Origin of the sequence: Streptomyces sp. NPDC006314, assembly GCF_040613075.1 — a bacterium.
Classification (GTDB): Bacteria; Actinomycetota; Actinomycetes; order Streptomycetales; family Streptomycetaceae; genus Streptomyces.
The window spans coordinates 113,538-132,177 of sequence record NZ_JBEXRL010000012.1; the positions used below are offsets into that span (position 1 = coordinate 113,538).

At 70.0% G+C, this 18,640-nt stretch carries 21 protein-coding genes; 14 read left to right on the plus strand and 7 right to left on the minus strand.

Annotated features, from left to right (window positions below):
- The first annotated feature begins 242 nt into the window (after positions 1-242).
- Both ABZ079_RS22725 and ABZ079_RS22730 read left to right on the plus strand, forming a co-directional pair.
- Entirely contained in the window at positions 243-1,790 is a 1,548-nt protein-coding gene (locus tag ABZ079_RS22725) for an RDD family protein (protein ID WP_356941254.1), read from the plus strand.
- A gap of 72 nt (positions 1,791-1,862) precedes the next feature.
- Positions 1,863-2,582: an RDD family protein gene (locus tag ABZ079_RS22730; RefSeq protein ID WP_356941255.1), complete on the plus strand. Its 720-nt coding sequence runs from the start codon at positions 1,863-1,865 to the stop codon at positions 2,580-2,582.
- A gap of 76 nt (positions 2,583-2,658) precedes the next feature.
- Here the strand turns inward: ABZ079_RS22730 and ABZ079_RS22735 are convergent, their stop codons facing one another.
- Positions 2,659-2,889 (minus strand): hypothetical protein, encoded by a 231-nt coding sequence (locus tag ABZ079_RS22735; RefSeq protein WP_356941256.1) that lies wholly within the window; start codon positions 2,887-2,889, stop codon positions 2,659-2,661.
- A 385-nt stretch (positions 2,890-3,274) separates the two neighbouring features.
- Here ABZ079_RS22735 and ABZ079_RS22740 point away from each other — a divergent pair, with 385 nt between their 5' ends.
- On the plus strand, positions 3,275-5,629 hold the full coding sequence (locus ABZ079_RS22740) for an immune inhibitor A domain-containing protein (RefSeq protein ID WP_356941257.1): 2,355 nt from the start codon (positions 3,275-3,277) through the stop codon (positions 5,627-5,629).
- Between the two features lie 121 nt (positions 5,630-5,750).
- A complete protein-coding gene (locus ABZ079_RS22745) occupies positions 5,751-6,083 on the plus strand; it encodes a hypothetical protein (RefSeq protein ID WP_356941258.1) in 333 nt (110 codons plus the stop codon).
- 120 nt (positions 6,084-6,203) lie between these two features.
- On the opposite strand, the gene ABZ079_RS22750 is transcribed toward ABZ079_RS22745, so the two are convergent.
- Together ABZ079_RS22750 and ABZ079_RS22755 are read right to left on the minus strand one after the other, a co-directional pair.
- A complete protein-coding gene (locus tag ABZ079_RS22750) occupies positions 6,204-6,797 on the minus strand; it encodes an isochorismatase family protein (RefSeq protein ID WP_356941259.1) in 594 nt (197 codons plus the stop codon).
- 95 nt (positions 6,798-6,892) lie between these two features.
- Positions 6,893-8,239, minus strand: coding sequence for a nicotinate phosphoribosyltransferase (locus ABZ079_RS22755; RefSeq protein ID WP_356941372.1), 1,347 nt, complete (start codon positions 8,237-8,239; stop codon positions 6,893-6,895).
- A 137-nt stretch (positions 8,240-8,376) separates the two neighbouring features.
- Here ABZ079_RS22755 and clpS point away from each other — a divergent pair, with 137 nt between their 5' ends.
- Together clpS and ABZ079_RS22765 are read left to right on the plus strand one after the other, a co-directional pair.
- Positions 8,377-8,694: an ATP-dependent Clp protease adapter ClpS gene (clpS, locus tag ABZ079_RS22760; protein ID WP_356941260.1), complete on the plus strand. Its 318-nt coding sequence runs from the start codon at positions 8,377-8,379 to the stop codon at positions 8,692-8,694.
- Positions 8,695-8,707: 13 nt separating this feature from the next.
- A complete protein-coding gene (locus ABZ079_RS22765) occupies positions 8,708-9,313 on the plus strand; it encodes a DUF2017 domain-containing protein (RefSeq protein ID WP_356941261.1) in 606 nt (201 codons plus the stop codon).
- On the opposite strand, the gene ABZ079_RS22770 is transcribed toward ABZ079_RS22765, so the two are convergent.
- Positions 9,303-9,479 (minus strand): hypothetical protein, encoded by a 177-nt coding sequence (locus ABZ079_RS22770; protein ID WP_356941262.1) that lies wholly within the window; start codon positions 9,477-9,479, stop codon positions 9,303-9,305. The two genes, ABZ079_RS22765 and ABZ079_RS22770, sit on opposite strands and share 11 nt — an antisense overlap.
- A 174-nt stretch (positions 9,480-9,653) precedes the next feature.
- On the opposite strand from ABZ079_RS22770, the gene ABZ079_RS22775 reads away from it, so the two are divergent.
- The 6 genes from ABZ079_RS22775 to ABZ079_RS22800 all read left to right on the plus strand — a co-directional run bounded on the left by ABZ079_RS22775 (position 9,654) and on the right by ABZ079_RS22800 (position 13,823).
- The gene (locus ABZ079_RS22775) at positions 9,654-11,090 is read left to right on the plus strand and encodes an amino acid permease (RefSeq protein ID WP_356941263.1); all 1,437 of its coding nucleotides are present in this window, start codon (positions 9,654-9,656) and stop codon (positions 11,088-11,090) included.
- A 134-nt stretch (positions 11,091-11,224) separates the two neighbouring features.
- Positions 11,225-11,647 (plus strand): M67 family metallopeptidase, encoded by a 423-nt coding sequence (locus ABZ079_RS22780; protein ID WP_356941264.1) that lies wholly within the window; start codon positions 11,225-11,227, stop codon positions 11,645-11,647.
- A 79-nt stretch (positions 11,648-11,726) separates the two neighbouring features.
- A complete protein-coding gene (locus ABZ079_RS22785) occupies positions 11,727-11,822 on the plus strand; it encodes a putative leader peptide (RefSeq protein WP_356021866.1) in 96 nt (31 codons plus the stop codon).
- A gap of 119 nt (positions 11,823-11,941) precedes the next feature.
- Positions 11,942-12,220: a MoaD/ThiS family protein gene (locus tag ABZ079_RS22790; RefSeq protein ID WP_356941265.1), complete on the plus strand. Its 279-nt coding sequence runs from the start codon at positions 11,942-11,944 to the stop codon at positions 12,218-12,220.
- Between the two features lie 21 nt (positions 12,221-12,241).
- A complete protein-coding gene (locus ABZ079_RS22795; protein WP_356941266.1) occupies positions 12,242-13,192 on the plus strand; it encodes a cysteine synthase in 951 nt (316 codons plus the stop codon).
- Between the two features lie 169 nt (positions 13,193-13,361).
- Positions 13,362-13,823 carry a hypothetical protein gene (locus tag ABZ079_RS22800; RefSeq protein ID WP_356941267.1) on the plus strand — a complete coding sequence of 154 codons (462 nt, stop codon included), beginning with the start codon at positions 13,362-13,364 and terminating at the stop codon, positions 13,821-13,823.
- On the opposite strand, the gene ABZ079_RS22805 is transcribed toward ABZ079_RS22800, so the two are convergent.
- The gene (locus ABZ079_RS22805; protein WP_356941268.1) at positions 13,820-14,278 is read right to left on the minus strand and encodes a type II toxin-antitoxin system PemK/MazF family toxin; all 459 of its coding nucleotides are present in this window, start codon (positions 14,276-14,278) and stop codon (positions 13,820-13,822) included. The genes ABZ079_RS22800 and ABZ079_RS22805 overlap by 4 nt on opposite strands.
- 236 nt (positions 14,279-14,514) lie before the next feature.
- On the opposite strand from ABZ079_RS22805, the gene ABZ079_RS22810 reads away from it, so the two are divergent.
- Positions 14,515-15,267, plus strand: a complete 753-nt coding sequence (locus tag ABZ079_RS22810) for an MBL fold metallo-hydrolase (RefSeq protein WP_356941269.1) — start codon at positions 14,515-14,517, stop codon at positions 15,265-15,267.
- A gap of 98 nt (positions 15,268-15,365) precedes the next feature.
- Here ABZ079_RS22810 and ABZ079_RS22815 read toward each other — a convergent pair whose 3' ends face one another.
- Both ABZ079_RS22815 and ABZ079_RS22820 read right to left on the minus strand, forming a co-directional pair.
- Positions 15,366-16,631, minus strand: a complete 1,266-nt coding sequence (locus tag ABZ079_RS22815) for a PTS transporter subunit EIIC (protein ID WP_356941270.1) — start codon at positions 16,629-16,631, stop codon at positions 15,366-15,368.
- A gap of 250 nt (positions 16,632-16,881) precedes the next feature.
- Entirely contained in the window at positions 16,882-18,201 is a 1,320-nt protein-coding gene (locus ABZ079_RS22820) for a PTS transporter subunit EIIC (protein WP_356941271.1), read from the minus strand.
- A gap of 184 nt (positions 18,202-18,385) precedes the next feature.
- Here ABZ079_RS22820 and ABZ079_RS22825 point away from each other — a divergent pair, with 184 nt between their 5' ends.
- Complete coding sequence (locus ABZ079_RS22825; protein ID WP_328427381.1) at positions 18,386-18,619, plus strand: PTS glucose/sucrose transporter subunit IIB; 234 nt, start codon at positions 18,386-18,388, stop codon at positions 18,617-18,619.
- The last annotated feature ends 21 nt before the right edge of the window (positions 18,620-18,640 follow it).

Below are 18,640 nucleotides of genomic sequence, written 5' to 3' on the forward strand. Positions count from 1 at the left end.
CCTGCGCTCCTTTCCTCGTCGGGTGGTGCCGGGGCCGCCCGCTGGGGCCCGGCACCAGGGGGAGAGGGGGCACGGGCGGCCCATCACGCGGGTTCGGAGAAGTTCTTGCGCGGGCCGGTGAGAGCCGGGGACGGCGTTGCCCGGAAAGGAGTGGGTCCGGCGGGACTGGCGGTGGGGGATGCCCGCGTCTGATAGATGTGGAGGCTCCCATACCACCCCCGAGCAGATACGGGACGACGGACATGAGCGCCCCAACCCCGGCCCCAGGTGACGACAGGCCCCGCGAGGGCTACTACCCGGACCCGTCCATCCCCGGCTACGTCCGGTACTGGAACGGCGCCTCCTGGGTGCCCGGCACCAGCCGGCCGGCGCCGAAGGACGGCGAGCCGCTCACCCCGCCGCCCGGCGTCCGCCCGGCCGACCCGGCCGTGGAGGAGACGGGCCCCCACTTCTTCGACGAGGATCCGCAGCCGCACTCGGCCGCCACCGGTGCGGAACCCTCCGGCGCGGGGCACTCCGCCCCCGGCCCCACCGCCTGGGGCGCCGACGGCGACCGGCACGCGGGACACCCCGGGCCGGGTGACGCCGGCCGGCGTGCCGACCCGAGGATCCCGGCGGACGCCCCGGCCCGGCCGGCCGGTCACGCCGGCACCGACGGCACGGCCCCACTCCCGCCGGCGGACGACCACGCCCCCGATCCCGGCGGTACCTTCATCTTCCGCCGCCCGGTGCCGGGGCCCGCGGCCGTCCCGGACGACGGCACGATGACCTTCCGCCCGGTACCCGCGCAGGGAGGGGCGCCCGGAGGGTCCGGCGCGGGCGCGACCGGTGGTTCCGGTGCCGGTGCGATCGGTATGCCCGGCTTCGGTACGCAGGGGCCGGTCGGCGCGCCCACACCGGCACCGCCCGCTTCCGCCGGCTCTTCCCCCGGAGCGCCGTCCGACCCGGCCGCCGGCCCCGGTTTCGGCGCCGGAAAGGCCGCCGCGGCCCGCGCCGCCGCGCAAGCACCGCAGGCGTCCCAGCCCGGGCAGGCACCACCGTCATCCCACGCCCAGTACGCACAGCCGCCCCAGGGCTTTTTGGCACCCGGGGGTGCCCAGCGGTCGCCGGCCGCCCCCGCCGCCGTGGCACCCCCGGTGCCGCAGCAGGCGGGTGCCGCCACCCCCCTGACCGCCGGTCCCGGTGGCGGGCAGGCCTCGTGGGCGCAGCAGGTGCACCAGCTGGCCGGGGGCGCGGACGAGCAGCCCCTGGCGCCGTGGAAGCCGCCGGTGGAGGACCCGTTCCAGGCGGCCGCGCGCCGCCAGGCCGCGGCCCGGCCCGCCGGACTCGGCAGGCGGCTCACCGCCCGGTTGATCGACAGCCTGGTCGTGGGCGCGGTGACGGCCGCCGCCGCAGTCCCCCTCGGTGTCCAGGCCGCCGACCACATCCAGCAGAAGATCGACGAGGCCCGGCTGTCCGGCCGTACCGTCACCGTCTGGCTGCTCGACGGCACGACCGGCACCAGCCTCGGCGTTGTCCTCGCCGTCCTGCTCGTCTTCGGCGTGCTCTACGAGGCGCTGCCCACCGCCAAGTGGGGCCGCACCCTCGGCAAGAAACTGTGCGGGATCGAGGTGCGGGACATCGAGGCCCACGAGCCCCCGACGTTCGGCCCGGCACTGCGCCGCTGGCTGGTCTACAGCGTGCCCGGGCTGCTCGGGATCGGGATCGTGGGCGTGCTGTGGTGCCTGTTCGACCGGCCCTGGCGCCAGTGCTGGCACGACAAGGCGGCCCACACGTTCGTCGCGGGCTGACGGCGGCGCCCGCCTACTCCGTACGGCCGCCTGCCGGATGCGGAGCCGGGGTGTTCGGGTTCCACTCGGGCCATGAGCAGCGAACCGCCCCCCGGCTCCGGAGAGCACCCCCCCGAGGACGACCCGTTCAGGAAGCGGCCCCCGTCGGACCAGGGGCCGGGCTCGCCGTACGACACCCCGTACGGCGGCGCCCAGCAGCCCCCGCCGCCCGGCGGTGGCCAGCCACCCCCGTACGGCGGTCAGCAACCGCCTCCCTACGGCGGCGGCCCTTACGGCGGCGGCCCCTACGGCGGCGGCCCCCACGGAGCCGGTGCCGGCGGTTACCCGGCCGATCCCCTGGCCGGTATGCCCCCGCTCGCCGACAGCGGCAAGCGGACGCTCGCGAGGATCATCGACATGATCCTCGTCGGTATCGTCGTCTGGCTGCTCACCTGGGCGTTCGGCGTGCGCGAGTACAACGTCGACGGCGACCGCATCGAGGTCGGCAGGTCGGTCGCGCAGTCCTTCATCGCGGCCGTCCTCTATGTCGCCTACGACACCTTCATGATCAGGAAGTCCGGGCAGACCCTCGGTAAGAAGTGGCTCAACCTGCGGGTGGCCCAGCTGGACGACGGCGCCACCCCCTCCATGCAGACCTCGCTGATCCGTGCCCTGGTGCTGTGGGTGCCGTTCGCCTTCTGCTGCGCCTGTATCTGGACGGCGATCTGCGGCGGTTGGAGCTTCTTCGACAAGCCGTACAAACAGGGCCTGCATGACAAAGCGGCCAAGACGGTGGTGGTCAGTACCCGTTGAGCCGAAGAGTTATGGGTAGGCATACGACAGCGGTGGGTCCGTGGCTGCACGGGCCCACCGCAGCCGTATGCACCCCTCACAGGGTCGTGGGAACGCGCTCCTCGGCCGCTGCGGCCTCGGTGGATGCCTCGACGGTGCGGGGTGCGGGAGCCGTCCTGGCGACCAGGAGCCCCAGCGCGAGCGCCGCCAGGGCGATGACGGTGATTCCGAGGCCCGAACTCGTCTGCGACAGCAGCAGCATGGCGAGCGTCGAGAGGATCACGGTGCAGGAACCGTAGGCGAGCTGTGCGGCGGTCGGACGAGGCATGGCAATCGTGTCCTCGGAGGTCTGCGGGGGTCTGGGGGCCATTCGACTCTCTTCGCGTGCATGCCCGAGTCGAACGCCCGGTAAGCGTGGCCTAACCCACGGTACTGGTGCATGGGGGGCGCACGGAGTCATGGGCTCGCCAAGCGGGCGGGCTCCCGCGCCCGTTGAGCAGACGTGCACCGTTCATGGACGGGCCACGGGGTGTTCGCAAAGCGAACCTCCACTCCGCATAGTGCACTTGTCCTGCTCAAGTCAAGGTCTGTCTTTTCTTCTAAACCTCTAGTCAAATGTCGTCACTTGATTACACGCGTTGATCGTGCGCGCACGGATTCCTCCATGACCCGGGACCCCCTGTCCGTGTGCGCGGCGCGGGGGAGGAACTCAAGTGACCAGCAGATCCTGGACGTTCAGAGCGGCCGCGATCGGTGTGACGCTCGCGGCGGCCTCCGCCACGTTCGCCACCTTCGCCGTCGCGGAGGCGAGCACCACCGACCGGTCGGCTGCCGCCAACCGGCATGACCCGGCCCCGGTGGGGCAGCGGAAGCACGACCTCGACGGTCCACTGAGCAAGACGCAGGAAGCCCAGCGGCAGGAGGCCCTGAACCAGCTCATAGCGGGCAAGGTCAAGGCCAAGGAGCGCAACGGCTCGAAGGTCGTCCAGCTCAAGAGCAAGAAGGGCGACAGCAAGTACGTCGAGCTGAGCCGGGAGAAGACCGACAAGATCTTCACCATCCTGGTGGAGTTCGGCGACCAGACGGACCCCAAGTACGGCGGTACCGCCGGTCCGCTGCACAACAAGATCGCCGCGCCGGACCGCAAGAAGGACAACTCGACGGCCTGGCAGAAGGACTACAACCAGAAGCACTACCAGAACCTCTACTTCGGCACCGGCAAGAAGACCGAGTCGCTGAAGAAGTACTACGAGAAGCAGTCCTCGGGCCGCTACTCGGTCGCGGGCGAGGTCTCGGACTGGGTCAAGGTCCCCTACAACGAGGCCCGTTACGGCAACAACGCCTGCGGTCAGACCAACTGCACGAGCGTGTGGAACGTCGTCAGTGACGGTCTGAACGCCTGGGTCGCCCAGCAGAAGGCGGCCGGCAAGTCCGACGCCGCCATCAAGGCGGACCTGGCCAAGTACGACCAGTGGGACCGCTACGACTTCGACGGCGACGGCAACTTCAACGAGCCCGACGGCTACGTCGACCACTTCCAGATCGTGCACGCCGGTGAGGACGAGTCCGCCGGCGGCGGTGCGCAGGGCAAGGACGCGATCTGGGCGCACCGCTGGTACGCCTTCGGGACCGATGCCGGTGCCACCGGCCCCGACAGCAACAAGCTCGGTGGTGCGCAGGTCGGCAACACCGGTGTCTGGGTCGGCGACTACACCATCCAGCCGGAGAACGGCGGCCTCGGCGTCTTCGCCCACGAGTACGGCCACGACCTGGGCCTGCCGGACGAGTACGACACCAACGGTGGCGACAACTCCACGGGCTTCTGGACGCTGATGTCCTCCGGTTCCTGGCTCGGCACCGGCAAGGACTCCATCGGCGACCTGCCCGGCGACATGAACGCCTGGGACAAGCTGCAGCTGGGCTGGCTGAACTACGACGCCGCCAAGGCGGGCGTCTCCTCCTGGCACAAGCTGGGTCTCGCCGAGTACAACACCAAGTACCGCCAGGCCCTGGTCGTCTCGCTGCCGAACAAGGCGGTCAAGACCGAGATCGTCACCCCGGCGCAGGGCTCGACCCAGTGGTGGAGCGGCAGCGGTGACAACCTCAAGAACACGCTGACCCGTTCGGTGGACCTGACCGGGAAGACGTCGGCCGCTCTCACGCTCGACGGCTGGTACGACATCGAGAACGGCTACGACTACCTCTACACCGAGGTGTCGGCCGACGGCGGTGCCAACTGGACCGCCCTCGACGGCACGGTGGACGGCCAGGCCATCCCGCGCGACGGCTCCGGCAAGCCCGCCCTGACCGGTACGGTCGACGGCTACAAGAAGCTGTCGTACTCGCTGGACGCCTACGCGGGCAAGAAGGTCGACGTCCGCTTCCGCTACCAGACCGACGGCGGTGTGGCGCAGAAGGGCTTCGCGGCCGACGAGATCACGCTGACCGCTGACGGTACGGCGCTGTTCTCCGACAACGCCGAGACGGCGGACGCCGGTTGGACCGCCTCGGGCTTCTCCCGGATCGGCGCGTCCTTCACCAAGGACTACAAGCAGTACTACATCGCCGAGAACCGCCAGTACGTTTCGTACGACAAGACCCTCAAGGTCGGCCCGTACAACTTCGGTTCGGCCAAGCGCCCCGACTGGGTCGAGCACTACCCGTACCAGAACGGTCTGCTCATCTGGAAGTGGGACACCTCCCAGGCGGACGACAACACCAACGCCAAGGACCACCCGGGCACCGGTCTGATCCTTCCGGTCGACGCCCACTGGAAGGCGCTGAAGTACTCCGACGGCACGCTGCTGCGCAACCGCATCCAGGCCTACGACTCGCCGTTCAGCCTGGACCGCACGGACGGCTTCACGCTGCACAAGGCGGACAAGGCCACCAAGATCAAGTCGCAGAAGGGTGTGCCGGTCTTCAACGACCACGCCAGCACCTACTGGGACCCGGCCAACCCGAGCGGTGGTGTCAAGATCACTGACACCAACACCAAGATCAAGATCATCAAGCAGGCCAACGGTGGCTCGACGATCGAGCTGGAAGTCGGCCCTGCGGTGAAGTAGCGGATATTTCCGCAGGTCAGAAGCGTATCGGCGGTGACCCCCTGGCGGGTTGCCGCCGATCGTGTTTAGGTGCGTCCTGTGGACCGCTTATTGACACCGACCGAAACGGGGATGTGACCGCATGGCCGCAGGAGGTTTCTGCAAACTACCGAACGGCAGGGTGGTGGTGGCGCTCAACCTGCCCAGCCCCGGGCCGGCCGGGGGCCCCGGCGGGGTGCGGGTTCTGGTGCACGCCCAGAACCGCGCCCGAGCCCTGACCAGGCTGCGCAACCTGGGCCTGCGCGCGATCTACCTCCGCGGCAACGCGGCCCCGCCGAGCCCGGACGAGATCACGGCGGTACTGCACCACCCCGACGGCCTGATATGGCGCACGGCGCCCGACAACGGTGTCACCGCCATGGAGCTGTGGCATCCCATCCGGGCGCTGCTGCGGCGCTCGGCGGTGGTGCGGTAGGGGCGTGCGGCGGCGGTGCGGCAGGGGTGGCGGTGCGTCGTCGGCCGCGAGTGCGCCGTCGGCCGGTCGCGCGGTCCCCGGGACCCTGGGCCGGCCGCCCTGCCCGGCGTCATCCGGTTCCTAGCCGCTGACGACCGGCTTGCCGGCGAGTTCCACGCCCGCCTGCCGTAGCTCCTCCAGGGCGCGCTCCGTGGTCTCGGGAGCGACCCCCGCCGTCAGGTCCAGCAACACCTGCGTACGGAAGCCCTCCCTCGCCGCGTCCAGCGCCGTGGCGCGCACGCAGTGGTCCGTGGCGACGCCCACCACGTCGACCTCGTCGATGTGGCGGTCCCGGAGCCAGTCGGCCAGCGGGACACCGTTCTCGTCCGTGCCCTCGAAGCCGCTGTAGGCGGCCGAGTAGGCCCCCTTGTCGAACACCGCGTCCACCGCGCCGGAGGCGACGGCCGGGGCGAAGTTCGGGTGGAAGCCCACGCCCTCCGTGCCCGCGACACAGTGCGCGGGCCAGGAGCGGACGTAGTCGGGGTTGTCCGCGAAGTGGCCGCCGGGCGCGATGTGGTGGTCGCGGGTGGCCACCACATGGCGGTATCCGGTGCCCGCCGCCTGGCCGATCAGCTCGGTGATGGCGGCGGCCACGTCCGCACCACCGGCCACCGCGAGGCTGCCCCCCTCGCAGAAGTCGTTCTGCACGTCTACGACGATCAAGGCGCGGCGCATGGCGGGTGTCCTTCGGCTGAGAGTTGCGTAACCGAGCCTAGAGACTTCCGGGCCCGTGCGGGAGGGGGAGCTCGGGGGCGGACGGCGGTCCCGTTTTAGCTACCCGAGCGCCCGTGGACGTACTCCGTCGGAATGACGGGTTCCCCTCGGGACAGCTGGGTCGCGGACAGGGGCAGGTTCCCGCGGGCGGCGATGTGGCGGTCCCGTGGCACGTCCAGCGGCTCGCGGGCGACCACCTCGCCGCCCTTGACCAGCTGCACCAGCAGCTGCCGGTCGGCCAGCTCGGCCGGGACCGGCCCGGTGCCGACGACCTCGGCCTCCGCGATCCCCTCCTCGTCCAGCCGGCGAGCCGCCCACTTGCGGCCCCCGATGGACGTCTTGCCGCCGCTGGACTTCTTCGCGACCGGCACCAGCGGCGCCCTGGGGTCGGCGGTCTCGGCGCGGGCGACCAGCTTGTAGACCATGGAGGCGGTGGGGTGCCCGGAGCCGGTCACCAGCTGGGTGCCGACGCCGTACGCGTCCACGGGCGCGGCGGCCAGGGAGGCGATGGCGTACTCGTCCAGGTCCGAGGTCACGACGATCTTCGTGTTCGTCGCGCCCAGCTCGTCCAGCTGCTGGCGGACGCGGTGGGCCACCAGCAGCAGGTCGCCGGAGTCGATGCGGACCGCGCCCAGCTCGGGGCCGGCCACCTCCACCGCCGTACGGACGGCCTCGGTGACGTCATAGGTGTCGACGAGGAGGGTCGTGCCCCGGCCGAGGGTGTCCACCTGGGCCTGGAAGGCGTCCCGCTCGCGGTCGTGGAGCAGGGTGAAGGCGTGGGCGGAGGTGCCGACGGTCGGGATGCCGTAACGGAAGCCGGCCGCGAGGTCGGAGGTGGTGGTGAAGCCGCCGACGTAGGCGGCACGGGCGGCGGCCACGGCGGCCAGCTCGTGGGTGCGGCGGGCGCCCATCTCGATCAGCGGGCGGTCACCGGCGGCGGAGGCCATGCGGGAGGCGGCGGCCGCGATCGCGGAGTCGTGGTTGAGGATGGACAGGACCACGGTCTCCAGCAGCACGCACTCGGCGAAGGTGCCCTCGACGCGCATGATCGGCGAGCCGGGGAAGTACACCTCGCCCTCGGGGTAGCCCCAGACGTCCCCGCCGAAGCGGTAGTCGGCGAGCCACTTCAGTGTCTCCTCGTCGACGATCTTCCGTTCGCCCAGGAAGCCGAGGACGCCCGCGTCGAAGCGGAAGTTCTCCACCGCGTCCAGGACGCGTCCGGTGCCGGCCACCACGCCGTAGCGGCGCCCGTCCGGCAGCCGCCGGGTGAAGACCTCGAACACGCTCCGCCGTTCGGCCGTACCGGCCTTCAGAGCGGCCTGCAGCATCGTCAGCTCGTACTGGTCCGTGAAGAGCGCCGTCGAGGGAACGTCCACCGGCAGCCCAAGGTCCGCCACGCCCACAAAACCCACCTGACCCATCATCGTCCGGTCCCCCAGGCGCGGCCGGGGGTCCGGGGGTTGTCCCCCGGTGTATGCAGCATGGCAGTGCATCGTACCCCCATTTCGTCAGTGTGACGATTTGTGGGCGCCATGGCAGCATGGGCTGTGTGACGTCACCCGCGCCCGTAGAGATCGAACGCACCGAGTCGGCGGAGGAGGTCTTCGCCGTACCCGAGCCCGACGTCCCCTGGGTCACCATCGTCCACAACGACCCGGTCAACCTCATGAGCTATGTGACGTACGTCTTCCAGTCGTACTTCGGCTACACCAAGGACAAGGCCACCAAGCTCATGCTCGACGTCCACCACAAGGGCCGGGCGGTCGTCTCCAGCGGCACGCGCGAGGAGATGGAGCGCGACGTGCAGGCCATGCACGGCTACGGTCTGTGGGCCACCCTCCAGCAGGACCGGAAGTAGCGAACCCACTCAGATGCCCGGACATTTCGAACCGCTCCCCGGCGGCGGCGCGGCCGTCGCGCTCGACGACGTCGAGATCTCGATCATCCGGTCGCTGGCCGTGCAGCTCATGGAGCTCATCGGTCCCGGCCCCGGCGCCGACACCTCCGCCGACCCGCTCGCCGAGCTGTTCGCCGACGGCCCGAGCGAGCCGCCCGCCGATCCCGTCCTGCGCCGGCTCTTCCCGGACGCCTACAGCGATCCGGAGAAGGCACCGGACTCGCCGGCCGAGGCCGAGGAGCGGCGGGCGCACTCCGCCGAGTTCCGCCGCTACACCGAGAACGATCTCAGGGCGGGCAAGCGGGAGAACGCGCTCACGGTGATCCGCACCCTGGACGCGCTCGTGCCGGCGGGCGAGGGCGGGGCCGTGCTCGAACTGTCCCCGGAGGAGTCGCGGAAGTGGCTCGGCGCCCTCAACGACCTGCGGCTGGCGATAGGGGCCCGGCTGGAGATCGCCGACGAGGACGACACCGATCTGCTCTACCGGCTCCCGGACGAGGATCCGCGCAAGCCCATGGTGATGGCGTATCTGTGGCTCGGTGGTCTCCAGGAAACCCTCGTCACCACACTTATGTCCTGAAGGTGATGATTTCGTGTTCGCTCAGCGGACGCTCAAATCCGGATAACGATCCCGTCACCGTTGCGGCCGGGTTTGCCGCATTCGGGCGCTCTTTGTCCGCTTTTACCTGTGTGATGCGCCACAGCGCGCCTCTGTGATCAATATTGCGGCCGTGATAAATCTTCACGACCGCCCGGCCAACACCACCCATGTTCGGCCGGGTGCGCCACCGAGCCGGCGACCGCCGGCCAGGCACGGGCGGGCTTGCGGAAGCCGCCCAGCTCCATCAATCCGGGGGGATCGAAACCCGATCCGAGGCCGACGAAAGGCCCGGGTCGGCATGGAGAAAGGCGCACCACACATGACCTCAGCGCAGGTCGACCAGCATCGCGACGGCAATGAGGCCGTGCGGGCCGAGGACGGCGAGGGCGGCGAGGGGTATCAGCGCGGGCTCGGAGCCCGGCAGATCCAGATGATCGCCATCGGCGGGGCCATCGGCACCGGCCTCTTCCTCGGCGCGGGCAAGGGCATTTCCAAGGCCGGCCCCAGTCTGATCCTGGCGTACGCCATCGCGGGCATCGTCATCTTCTTCATCATGCGGGCGCTCGGCGAGCTGCTGATGTACCGCCCGGTGTCGGGTTCGTTCTCGGAGTACGCGCGCGAGTTCATCGGCCCGTTCGCGGGCTTCGTGACCGGATGGACGTACTGGCTGTTCTGGGTGGTCACGGGCATCACCGAGGTCACCGCCGCGGCCGCCTACATGACGTACTGGTTCGACATTCCGCAGTGGGTGTCGGCCCTGATCTTCACGATCATCCTGTACGGCGCCAACCTGATCTCCGTGAAGCTCTTCGGTGAGCTGGAGTTCTGGTTCTCCATGGTCAAGGTCACCGCCATCATCGGCATGATCCTGATCTGCGCCGGCATCCTCACGATCGGCTTCTCCGACGCCGGTGACACCGCCTCCGTCAGCCACCTGTGGAGCGACGGCGGCTTCTTCCCGCACGGCGTCGGCAACACGCTGATGACCCTGCAGATGGTCATGTTCGCCTTCCTCGCCGTCGAGCTGGTCGGTGTGACCGCGGGCGAGTCCAAGGACCCCAAGACCGTGCTGCCCAAGGCGATCAACACCGTGCCGTGGCGCATCGCCGTCTTCTACGTCGGCGCGCTGATCATGATCCTCTCGGTCGTGCCGTGGACGAACTTCCACCCGGGCGTGAGCCCCTTCGTGGCCGCGTTCCAGAAGATGGGCCTGGCCGCGGGCGCCGGCATCGTCAACTTCGTCGTCCTCACGGCCGCGCTGTCCTCCTGCAACTCCGGCATGTACTCCACCGGCCGCATGCTGCGCGACCTCGCGCTCAACAGCCAGGGACCGAAGTTCTTCACCAAGCTGACGCGCAGCGGTACCCCGCTCGTCGGCACGACGTTCTCCGCCGCGCTGATGCTGGTGGGCGTCTGGATCAACTACCAGTGGCCGGGCAAGGCGTTCGACTACGTGGTGTCCTTCGCGACCATCTCCGGCATGTGGGCCTGGATCGTCATCCTGATCTGCCAGATCCGCTACCGGATGAAGGCCGACCGGGGCGAGCTGCCGCGCAGCGAGTTCCCCGCGCCGGGCGCCCCGTACACCAGCGTGTTCGCGCTCCTGTTCATCCTCATGGTGATCGTGATGATGGGCATCGACAAGGACGCCCGTGTCTCGCTGTACTGCGCGCCGCTGTGGGGCGTGATCCTCGGCGTCGCCTACTGGGCGCTCAAGCGCCGCAACCCGGAGGCCGCGGCCTTCCGCAAGCGCTGACCCCCGGAAAAGGACGTCCGGCCGCCGGGAGCACTCGTGGTTCTCCCGTCGGCCGCCGCTCAGGGCGTCCATCATGTGGGCCGTCCCGTACCACACCTCGGTACGGGACGGCCCCTCTGCTTATCCTGACCCCCATGCTGACCATCACCCAGGCCCTGTACGACCAGATCGTCGCCCACGCGCGCGAGGACCACCCCGACGAGGCGTGCGGCGTGGTCGCCGGCCCGGTGGGCGCCGGCCGGCCCGAGCGCTTCATCCCGATGCTCAACGCGGCCCGCTCGCCCACCTTCTACGAGTTCGACTCGCAGGATCTGCTCAAGCTCTACCGCGAGATGGACGACCGCGACGAGGAGCCGGTGATCATCTACCACTCCCACACCGCGACCGAGGCATACCCCTCCCGGACCGACATCGGCTACGCCAACGAGCCCGGCGCCCACTACGTCCTGGTCTCCACCGCGGACGCCGACGGCCTCGGCGAGTTCCAGTTCCGCTCCTTCCGGATCCTGGACGGCGAGGTCACGGAGGAGGAGGTCAAGCTCGTGGAGACGTACTGATCTCAAGCCTTGGTTGAAATTCGTCCGTCATGTGGGATCACATTCCAGGACCCGGACCGGGAATCGATACGATGAGCCCATGGTTCTCAACGACGTGAGCGAGAAGGCGCCCGGCATCCTGCTCGTGGCGCGGCTGCACGTCGACCTGTGCAGGCTGAACAGCGCCATCTGTTGACGTTCCCCGCCGCCGCCGCCGTACGGCCGCTGCCGCGGCGCTCCCCCGTGCCGAGAGCCAGGGGGAACCGCAGGCACGCACACCGAATCGACGAACCCTTCCGACAGGAGCCCGCAACCATGGCCATCGAGGTCCGCATCCCCACCATCCTCCGCCAGTACACCGACGGTCAGAAGGCGGTCGAAGGCGCCGGGGACACCCTCGCCGAGCTGTTCGCCGACCTCGAGACCCGGCACGCGGGCATCCAGGCCCGCATCGTGGACGGCGACCAGCTGCGCCGCTTCGTCAACGTCTACCTGAACGACGAGGACGTCCGCTTCCTGGACGGCATCAACACCAAGCTGTCCGACGGCGACAACGTGACGATCCTGCCGGCGGTGGCCGGCGGCATGGCCTGAGCCGACGGTCGCTGATCACCGATGCGCTACGACTCCCCGCTGGCCGCGGTGGGCAACACCCCTCTGGTGCGCCTGCCGCGGCTGTCGCCCTCCGCCGACGTCCGTATCTGGGCGAAGCTGGAGGACCGCAACCCGACCGGCTCGGTCAAGGACCGTCCCGCCCTGCACATGATCGAGCAGGCGGAGAAGGACGGCCGGCTGACCCCTGGCTGCACGATCCTGGAGCCCACCTCCGGCAACACCGGCATCTCCCTCGCCATGGCGGCCAAGCTCAAGGGCTACCGCATGGTGTGCGTGATGCCGGAGAACACCTCGCAGGAGCGCCGGGACCTGCTCGGCATGTGGGGCGCCGAGATCATCTCCTCCCCGGCCGCGGGCGGCTCCAACACCGCCGTACGCGTGGCCAAGGAGCTGGCCGCCGAGCACCCCGACTGGGTGATGCTCTACCAGTACGGCAACCCGGACAACGCGGGCGCCCACTACGCCACCACCGGCCCGGAGATCCTCGCCGACCTGCCCTCCATCACCCACTTCGTCGCGGGCCTCGGCACCACCGGCACGCTCATGGGCGTCGGGCGCTTCCTGCGCGAGCACAAGCCGGACGTCAAGATCGTCGCCGCCGAACCGCGCTACGACGACCTGGTCTACGGCCTGCGCAACCTGGACGAGGGCTTCGTCCCCGAGCTGTACGACGCCTCCGTCCTCACCACCCGCTTCTCGGTCGGCTCCGCCGACGCGGTCACCCGCACCCGTGAACTCCTCCAGCTGGAGGGCATCTTCGCGGGCGTCTCCACCGGCGCCGCCCTGCACGCGGCGATCGGCGTCGGCAAGAAGGCGGTCAAGGCGGGCGAGAGCGCCGACATCGTCTTCATCGTGGCCGACGGCGGCTGGAAGTACCTGTCCATCGGCGTCTACACGGCGGCCACCACCGAGGAGGCCATCCAGACGCTGCAGGGCCAGCTCTGGGCGTAGCCCGGGTCGAGCACGCGCCGGCCCCCTCCTGTGAGGGGGCCGATCCAGTGGGTGCGGGCCGTGGACCCGGGCGTGGGGGTGGATCCGTTCGCGCCGGTGGTACGTCACATCTGCACCAGGCGGCCGGCCGGCCGGCCACGCCAGAAGGACGGCAGAAAGGCGGACCCCCATGCGCCGTACGACCCTCACCGCCCTCGCGGCCACGACACTGCTCCTCGCGGGCTGCGGCTCGGAAGGCGGCGGGGACACCGGCAGCGACGGCAAGGTGTCACCGGCCCCCTCCACGCGCTCCCCGAGCCCGACCGCCGGGGCATGCGGCCCCCAGGTGGAGCTGAAGGCCACCGACAACGGCCGTACCGTCTGCGTGACCAGGGGCGGGGAGGTCCGGCTCACCCTGGACGGCACCAGGGCCCGCCCGTGGAAGCCGGTCACCGCGAGCGGCACCGGGCTGAAGGGCATCAACGCGGGCTTCGTCATCCAGCCGGGCGACGCCACGGCCGCCTATCAGGCGGCGGCCGCCGGAACCGTGAAGCTCTCGTCCTCCCGCCCCCTGTGCGCCGAGCCCACCGCCCCCGGCCAGGTCTCCTGCAAGGGCATCCAGGAGTGGACGGTCACCGTGCGGGTGCGCTAACCGGCAAGGTGCCGCACCTGGTCCCACAGGACCGGGTCGACCACGCCCACCCGGCGCCGGAAGTCGCCCACCGGGACCTGGCGCAGCTCGTCCGTCTGCAGGAAGCTGGGGCGGCCGCCGGCGTCGCCGACCGCGCCGGGCGGCAGCGGGATGACCCCGGCGCGTTCGTCGTGGTACTTGCCGGTGATCTTCGCGACCGTGGCCCGGTCGCCGCGTACCGCCAGCACCAGACAGGGCCGGTCCTTCACGTCGGGCCGGTCCTCGTAAGGGACGGTCGCCCACCAGATGTCCCCCGGGGCCGGCCGCGCCGCGTGCGCGGCCCGCGCGCCCGCGCGGCCCGGTGGCCGCAGGCGCCGCCCGCCGGGCCGGCGGCCGCGTCCCCAGCCGTCGACGAGCGTGGCGACCAGCGCGAGCAGTACCACCGCCGCGAGCGCGAGCCACCAGGACGTGTCCATACGACGACGTTACCGGCGCGCGCCGCACACCGCGCGCCCTCTGCCACTCTCTATGCGCCCCGGGTCCAGCCGAACCGGTGACAGCACAGGTGAGTTCGCCCACAACGGCCCCTGGCGGAGGAGCGACCCGTGCTTTCGCGCCTTACGCTCGACGCACCGCACGACCCCCGTCAGCCCCCATTCTCCAGGCTCCTCGTCCCGCCCACCGGCTTCCCGCCAACGGAGGTTTCTGCTTCATGAAGCTCACCGTCGTCGGCTGCTCGGGGTCGTTCCCCTCCGCGGAATCGGCCTGCTCGAGCTACCTCGTCGAGGCCGACGGCTTTCGGCTGCTTCTCGACATGGGCAACGGCGCCCTCGGCGAGCTGCAGCGCCACTGCGGTCTCTACGACCTCGACGCGATCTTCCTCAGCCATCTGCACGCCGATCACTGCATCGACATGTGCGCGTACTTCGTCGCGCGCTACTACCGCCACGACGGCGGCCGCTGCGATCCGATCCCCGTCTACGGCCCCGAGGGCACGGAACACCGGCTGACCACCGCCTACGCGGACACCCCCTCGGCCTCCTCCATGAGCGAGGTCTTCGACTTCCACACGGTCAAGCCGTCCACGTTCGAGATCGGCCCGTTCGCGGTGCACACCGAGCGGGTCCGCCACCCCGTGGAGGCGTACGGCATCCGGATCGAGCACGGCGGGAAGTCCCTCACCTACTCCGGCGACACGGGCGTCACCCAGGCCCTGGACGAGCTGGCCCGGGACGCCGATCTGTTCCTGTGCGAGGCCGCGTTCACGCACGGCAAGGAGAGCATCCCCGACCTGCACCTCAACGGTCGTGAGGCGGGCGAGACGGCGGCCCGCGCGGGCGCCCGCCGCCTGGTCCTCACCCACATCCCGCCGTGGACCGACCCGCAGGCCAACCTCCGCGACGCCCGCGAGGTGTTCACCGGGCCGGTGGAACTGGCGGCGCCGGGACTGACGTACGAGATCTGATGCCCTGACACACGACCTGAGGGCCTGCGCACGCGAAGGGCCCCGGAACCCCCTCGTCCTCCTCGGTTCCGGGGCCCTTCGACGTGTCCGGGGCCGGACTACTTCGCCTCGGCCTTCCGTAGTTCCGCGAGCTCCTCGTCGGACTCGCGGCCCGGCGTGGGCAGATTGAACCTGACGATCGCGAAGCGGAAGATCACGTAGTAGGCGACCGCGAAGCAAAGGCCCACCAGGACCAGGCCCCAGGGGTTGGTGGCGATGCCCAGGTTCAGCCCGAAGTCGACCGCACCCGCCGAGAACCCGAAGCCGTCCTTCATGCCCAGCGCCCAGGTCAGTGCCATCGACACGCCCGTGAGGACGGCGTGGATGGCGTACAGCACCGGTGCGATGAACATGAAGGTGAACTCGATGGGCTCGGTGACGCCGGTGACGAAGGACGTCAGAGCCAGGGAGAACATCATGCCGCCGACGACCTTGCGGCGCTCGGGCCGGGCGCAGTGGACGATGGCCAGGCACGCGGCCGGCAGGGCGAACATCATGATCGGGAAGAAGCCGGTCATGAACTGGCCCGCGTGCGGGTCGCCGGCCAGGAAGCGCGCGATGTCACCGCTCTTGCCGTGGTACTCGCCCGCCTGCAACCACGGGAACGAGTTCAGCAGGTGGTGCATCCCGATCGGGATCAGCGCACGGTTGGCGACGCCGAAGATGCCCGCGCCCACCGCGCCCGACCCGACCAGCCACTCGCCGAAGGTGTGCAGGCCGGTGCCGAGTACCGGCCAGATGTAGCCGAAGACGATGCCGATGACCAGCCCGGCGAAGGCGGACAGGATCGGTACGAGGCGGCGGCCGCCGAAGAAGCCCGCCCAGTCGGGCAGCTTGGTGCGGTAGAAGCGCTGGTACAGCAGGGCCACGACTATGCCCATCACCACACCGCCGAGGACCTTGGCGTCCACCGGGGCGTTCACCATCACGATCTTGCCGTCGACGACCGTCGCCACCTTGGGCAGGTTCTTGTCGGTGAACGTGGCGAGTACGTTCTTGAAGACCAGGTAACCGACGACCGCGGCCAGCGCGGTGGAGCCGTCCGCCTTCTTGGCGAAGCCGATGGCGATACCCACGGCGAACAGCAGGGCCATGTTGTCCAGGATCGCGTTGCCGCCGGCCGCCATGAACGACGCGATCTTCGTGAGGAACGTCGGGAACGAGGGACGTCCCAGCATGTCGGTGTTGCCGAGGCGCACCAGGAGGGCAGCGGCCGGCAGCACCGCCACCGGCAGCATCAGGCTGCGGCCGATGCGCTGCAGCACCGCCATCGCACCGGCGCCCTTCTTCTTCTCGGCCGCAGGAGCGGCGCTGGCCGTGGTCACAAGTTCCTCCAGTGGGCAAGGCGCCGCCCGGGAACCATGGCAGGGGACGGCAGCGTCTCTGGTCTACACCACTCAGTGGTGTAGACCTGTTGTAGCACGATGACGGCGTACAAGGAACCACGAAATCCGCTACCGCGGCGCTACGCGCGGTACCTGCCCGAAGGGCCCCCTGCGGGCGCATGACGAGGGCCCCTCGGACCGGGTGGTCCAAGGGGCCCCGACTGTCCTGAAGCCTCAGGTTCTCGGCGTGTCAGACCTTGGTGACGTCCTCGACCTCGCCCACCGGCTCCCGGCCGGGTGTCGTCAGGTCGAACCTCGTGATCGCGAACCGGAAGACAACGTAATACACGGCCGCGAAGCACAGGCCGATGGGGATGATCGCCCATGGTCTCGTCGCCAGGTTCCAGTTGATGACGTAGTCGATCAGGCCGGCCGAGAAGCTGAAGCTGTCGTGCACGCCGAGCGCCCAGGTCACCGCCATCGACACACCGGTGAGCACCGCGTGGACGGCGTACAGCGCCGGCGCGATGAACAGGAACGAGTACTCGATCGGCTCGGTGATGCCGGTCACGAACGAGGTCAGCGCGACCGAGAGCATCAGGCCGCCGACCTCCTTGCGGCGCTCCGGCCGCGCGCAGTGCGTGATCGCCAGCGCGGCCGCCGGCAGCGCGAACATCATGATCGGGAAGAAACCCGAGGTGAACTGACCGGCGTTCGGGTCGCCCGCGAGGAACATGTTGATGTCACCGTGCACTGGCTTGCCGCCCGGTGGAGTGTAGGTGCCGAACTGGAACCAGATGGGCACGTTCAGGAACTGGTGCAGGCCGATGACGAGCAGCGCCCGGTTGGCGACGCCGAAGATGCCGGCACCCCAGGAGTCCGCGTCCCGCAGCCAGTGGCTGAAGCTCTCCAGGGCGTCGCCGATCGGCGGCCAGATCCACAGACACACGGCCGCCACGGCGATGGCGACGAACGCCATGATGATGGGGACGAGGCGGCGGCCGTTGAAGAAGCCCAGCCAGTCCACCAGTCTCGTGCGGTGGAAGCGGGCCCAGAAGAAGGCCGACAGCAGACCCATGACGATGCCGCCGAAGACCCCGGGGTTCTGGAAGGTGAACGGTGTCACCGCGCCGACGCCCGTGCCGACGCCGACCTGGCAGCCGATGTCCGGGACCGCCTTCGAGCCGCCCGGGCACCGCTCGGGGAACTGGTGCAGGACGTTGTAGTAGACGAGGAAGCCGACCACCGCGGCGAGTGCCGTCGAGCCGTCCGCCTTCCTCGCCATCCCGATCGCGACGCCCACGCAGAACAGCAGGGGCAGGCCGAGCGAGCCGTCGAGCAGCGCGCCGCCCGCGCCCTTCATCACCTTCGAGACGTCGGTCCAGCCCAGGCCCTCGGCGCCGAACACGTCCGGCTGCCCGAGCCGGTTCAGGATGCCCGCGGCCGGCAGCACCGCGATCGGCAGCTGGAGGCTGCGGCCCATCTTCTGCAGGCTTTGGAACAACCGGTTCCAGCGTTCCCGGGCCGGCCCGGCCGCGTGCTCGGCGCTGCCTGCCCTCTCGGCGCTCATGGGCGTCCTCCGGCCACTCGACTCGGACGCGGTTTGGCGACCGTCGGCAGGGTGGTGTAGACCAGTCGGCGGACGGTTCCGCTGTCGTGATCGCCATCATCCGGCTCGGACGGCATGACCGCTCGCGAAGATGGGCCAACTGTGGGTTACTGCGACAAAGCGGTTCGGATCAGGGAGAAGCAACATGGCCAGCAAGGCTGAGAAGATCGTCGCCGGGCTCGGCGGCATCGACAACATCGAGGAGATCGAGGGCTGCATCACCCGGCTGCGCACCGAGGTTTCCGACCCCTCGCTGGTCAACGAGACCGCCCTGAAGGCCGCCGGCGCCCACGGCGTCGTCAAGATGGGAACCGCCATCCAGGTGGTCATCGGCACCGACGCGGACCCGATCGCCGCGGAGATCGAAGACATGATGTGAACCCACCGAGCCACCGCCCCC

Excerpts from the sequence above, each read along its gene's own strand:
- ABZ079_RS22805 (WP_356941268.1), bottom strand. The coding sequence starts at position 14,278 with ATGGACACGTCCTGGTGGCTCGCGCTCGCGGCGGTGGTACTGCTCGCG.
- ABZ079_RS22810 (WP_356941269.1), top strand. The coding sequence starts at position 14,515 with ATGAAGCTCACCGTCGTCGGCTGCTCGGGGTCGTTCCCCTCCGCGGAA.
- ABZ079_RS22820 (WP_356941271.1), bottom strand. The coding sequence starts at position 18,201 with ATGAGCGCCGAGAGGGCAGGCAGCGCCGAGCACGCGGCCGGGCCGGCC.
- clpS (WP_356941260.1), top strand. The coding sequence starts at position 8,377 with ATGGGCTGTGTGACGTCACCCGCGCCCGTAGAGATCGAACGCACCGAG.
- ABZ079_RS22795 (WP_356941266.1), top strand. The coding sequence starts at position 12,242 with ATGCGCTACGACTCCCCGCTGGCCGCGGTGGGCAACACCCCTCTGGTG.
- ABZ079_RS22785 (WP_356021866.1), top strand. The coding sequence starts at position 11,727 with ATGGTTCTCAACGACGTGAGCGAGAAGGCGCCCGGCATCCTGCTCGTG.
- ABZ079_RS22775 (WP_356941263.1), top strand. The coding sequence starts at position 9,654 with ATGACCTCAGCGCAGGTCGACCAGCATCGCGACGGCAATGAGGCCGTG.
- ABZ079_RS22730 (WP_356941255.1), top strand. The coding sequence starts at position 1,863 with ATGAGCAGCGAACCGCCCCCCGGCTCCGGAGAGCACCCCCCCGAGGAC.
- ABZ079_RS22725 (WP_356941254.1), top strand. The coding sequence starts at position 243 with ATGAGCGCCCCAACCCCGGCCCCAGGTGACGACAGGCCCCGCGAGGGC.
- ABZ079_RS22765 (WP_356941261.1), top strand. The coding sequence starts at position 8,708 with ATGCCCGGACATTTCGAACCGCTCCCCGGCGGCGGCGCGGCCGTCGCG.
- ABZ079_RS22800 (WP_356941267.1), top strand. The coding sequence starts at position 13,362 with ATGCGCCGTACGACCCTCACCGCCCTCGCGGCCACGACACTGCTCCTC.
- ABZ079_RS22750 (WP_356941259.1), bottom strand. The coding sequence starts at position 6,797 with ATGCGCCGCGCCTTGATCGTCGTAGACGTGCAGAACGACTTCTGCGAG.
- ABZ079_RS22780 (WP_356941264.1), top strand. The coding sequence starts at position 11,225 with ATGCTGACCATCACCCAGGCCCTGTACGACCAGATCGTCGCCCACGCG.
- ABZ079_RS22745 (WP_356941258.1), top strand. The coding sequence starts at position 5,751 with ATGGCCGCAGGAGGTTTCTGCAAACTACCGAACGGCAGGGTGGTGGTG.
- ABZ079_RS22735 (WP_356941256.1), bottom strand. The coding sequence starts at position 2,889 with ATGCCTCGTCCGACCGCCGCACAGCTCGCCTACGGTTCCTGCACCGTG.
- ABZ079_RS22825 (WP_328427381.1), top strand. The coding sequence starts at position 18,386 with ATGGCCAGCAAGGCTGAGAAGATCGTCGCCGGGCTCGGCGGCATCGAC.
- ABZ079_RS22790 (WP_356941265.1), top strand. The coding sequence starts at position 11,942 with ATGGCCATCGAGGTCCGCATCCCCACCATCCTCCGCCAGTACACCGAC.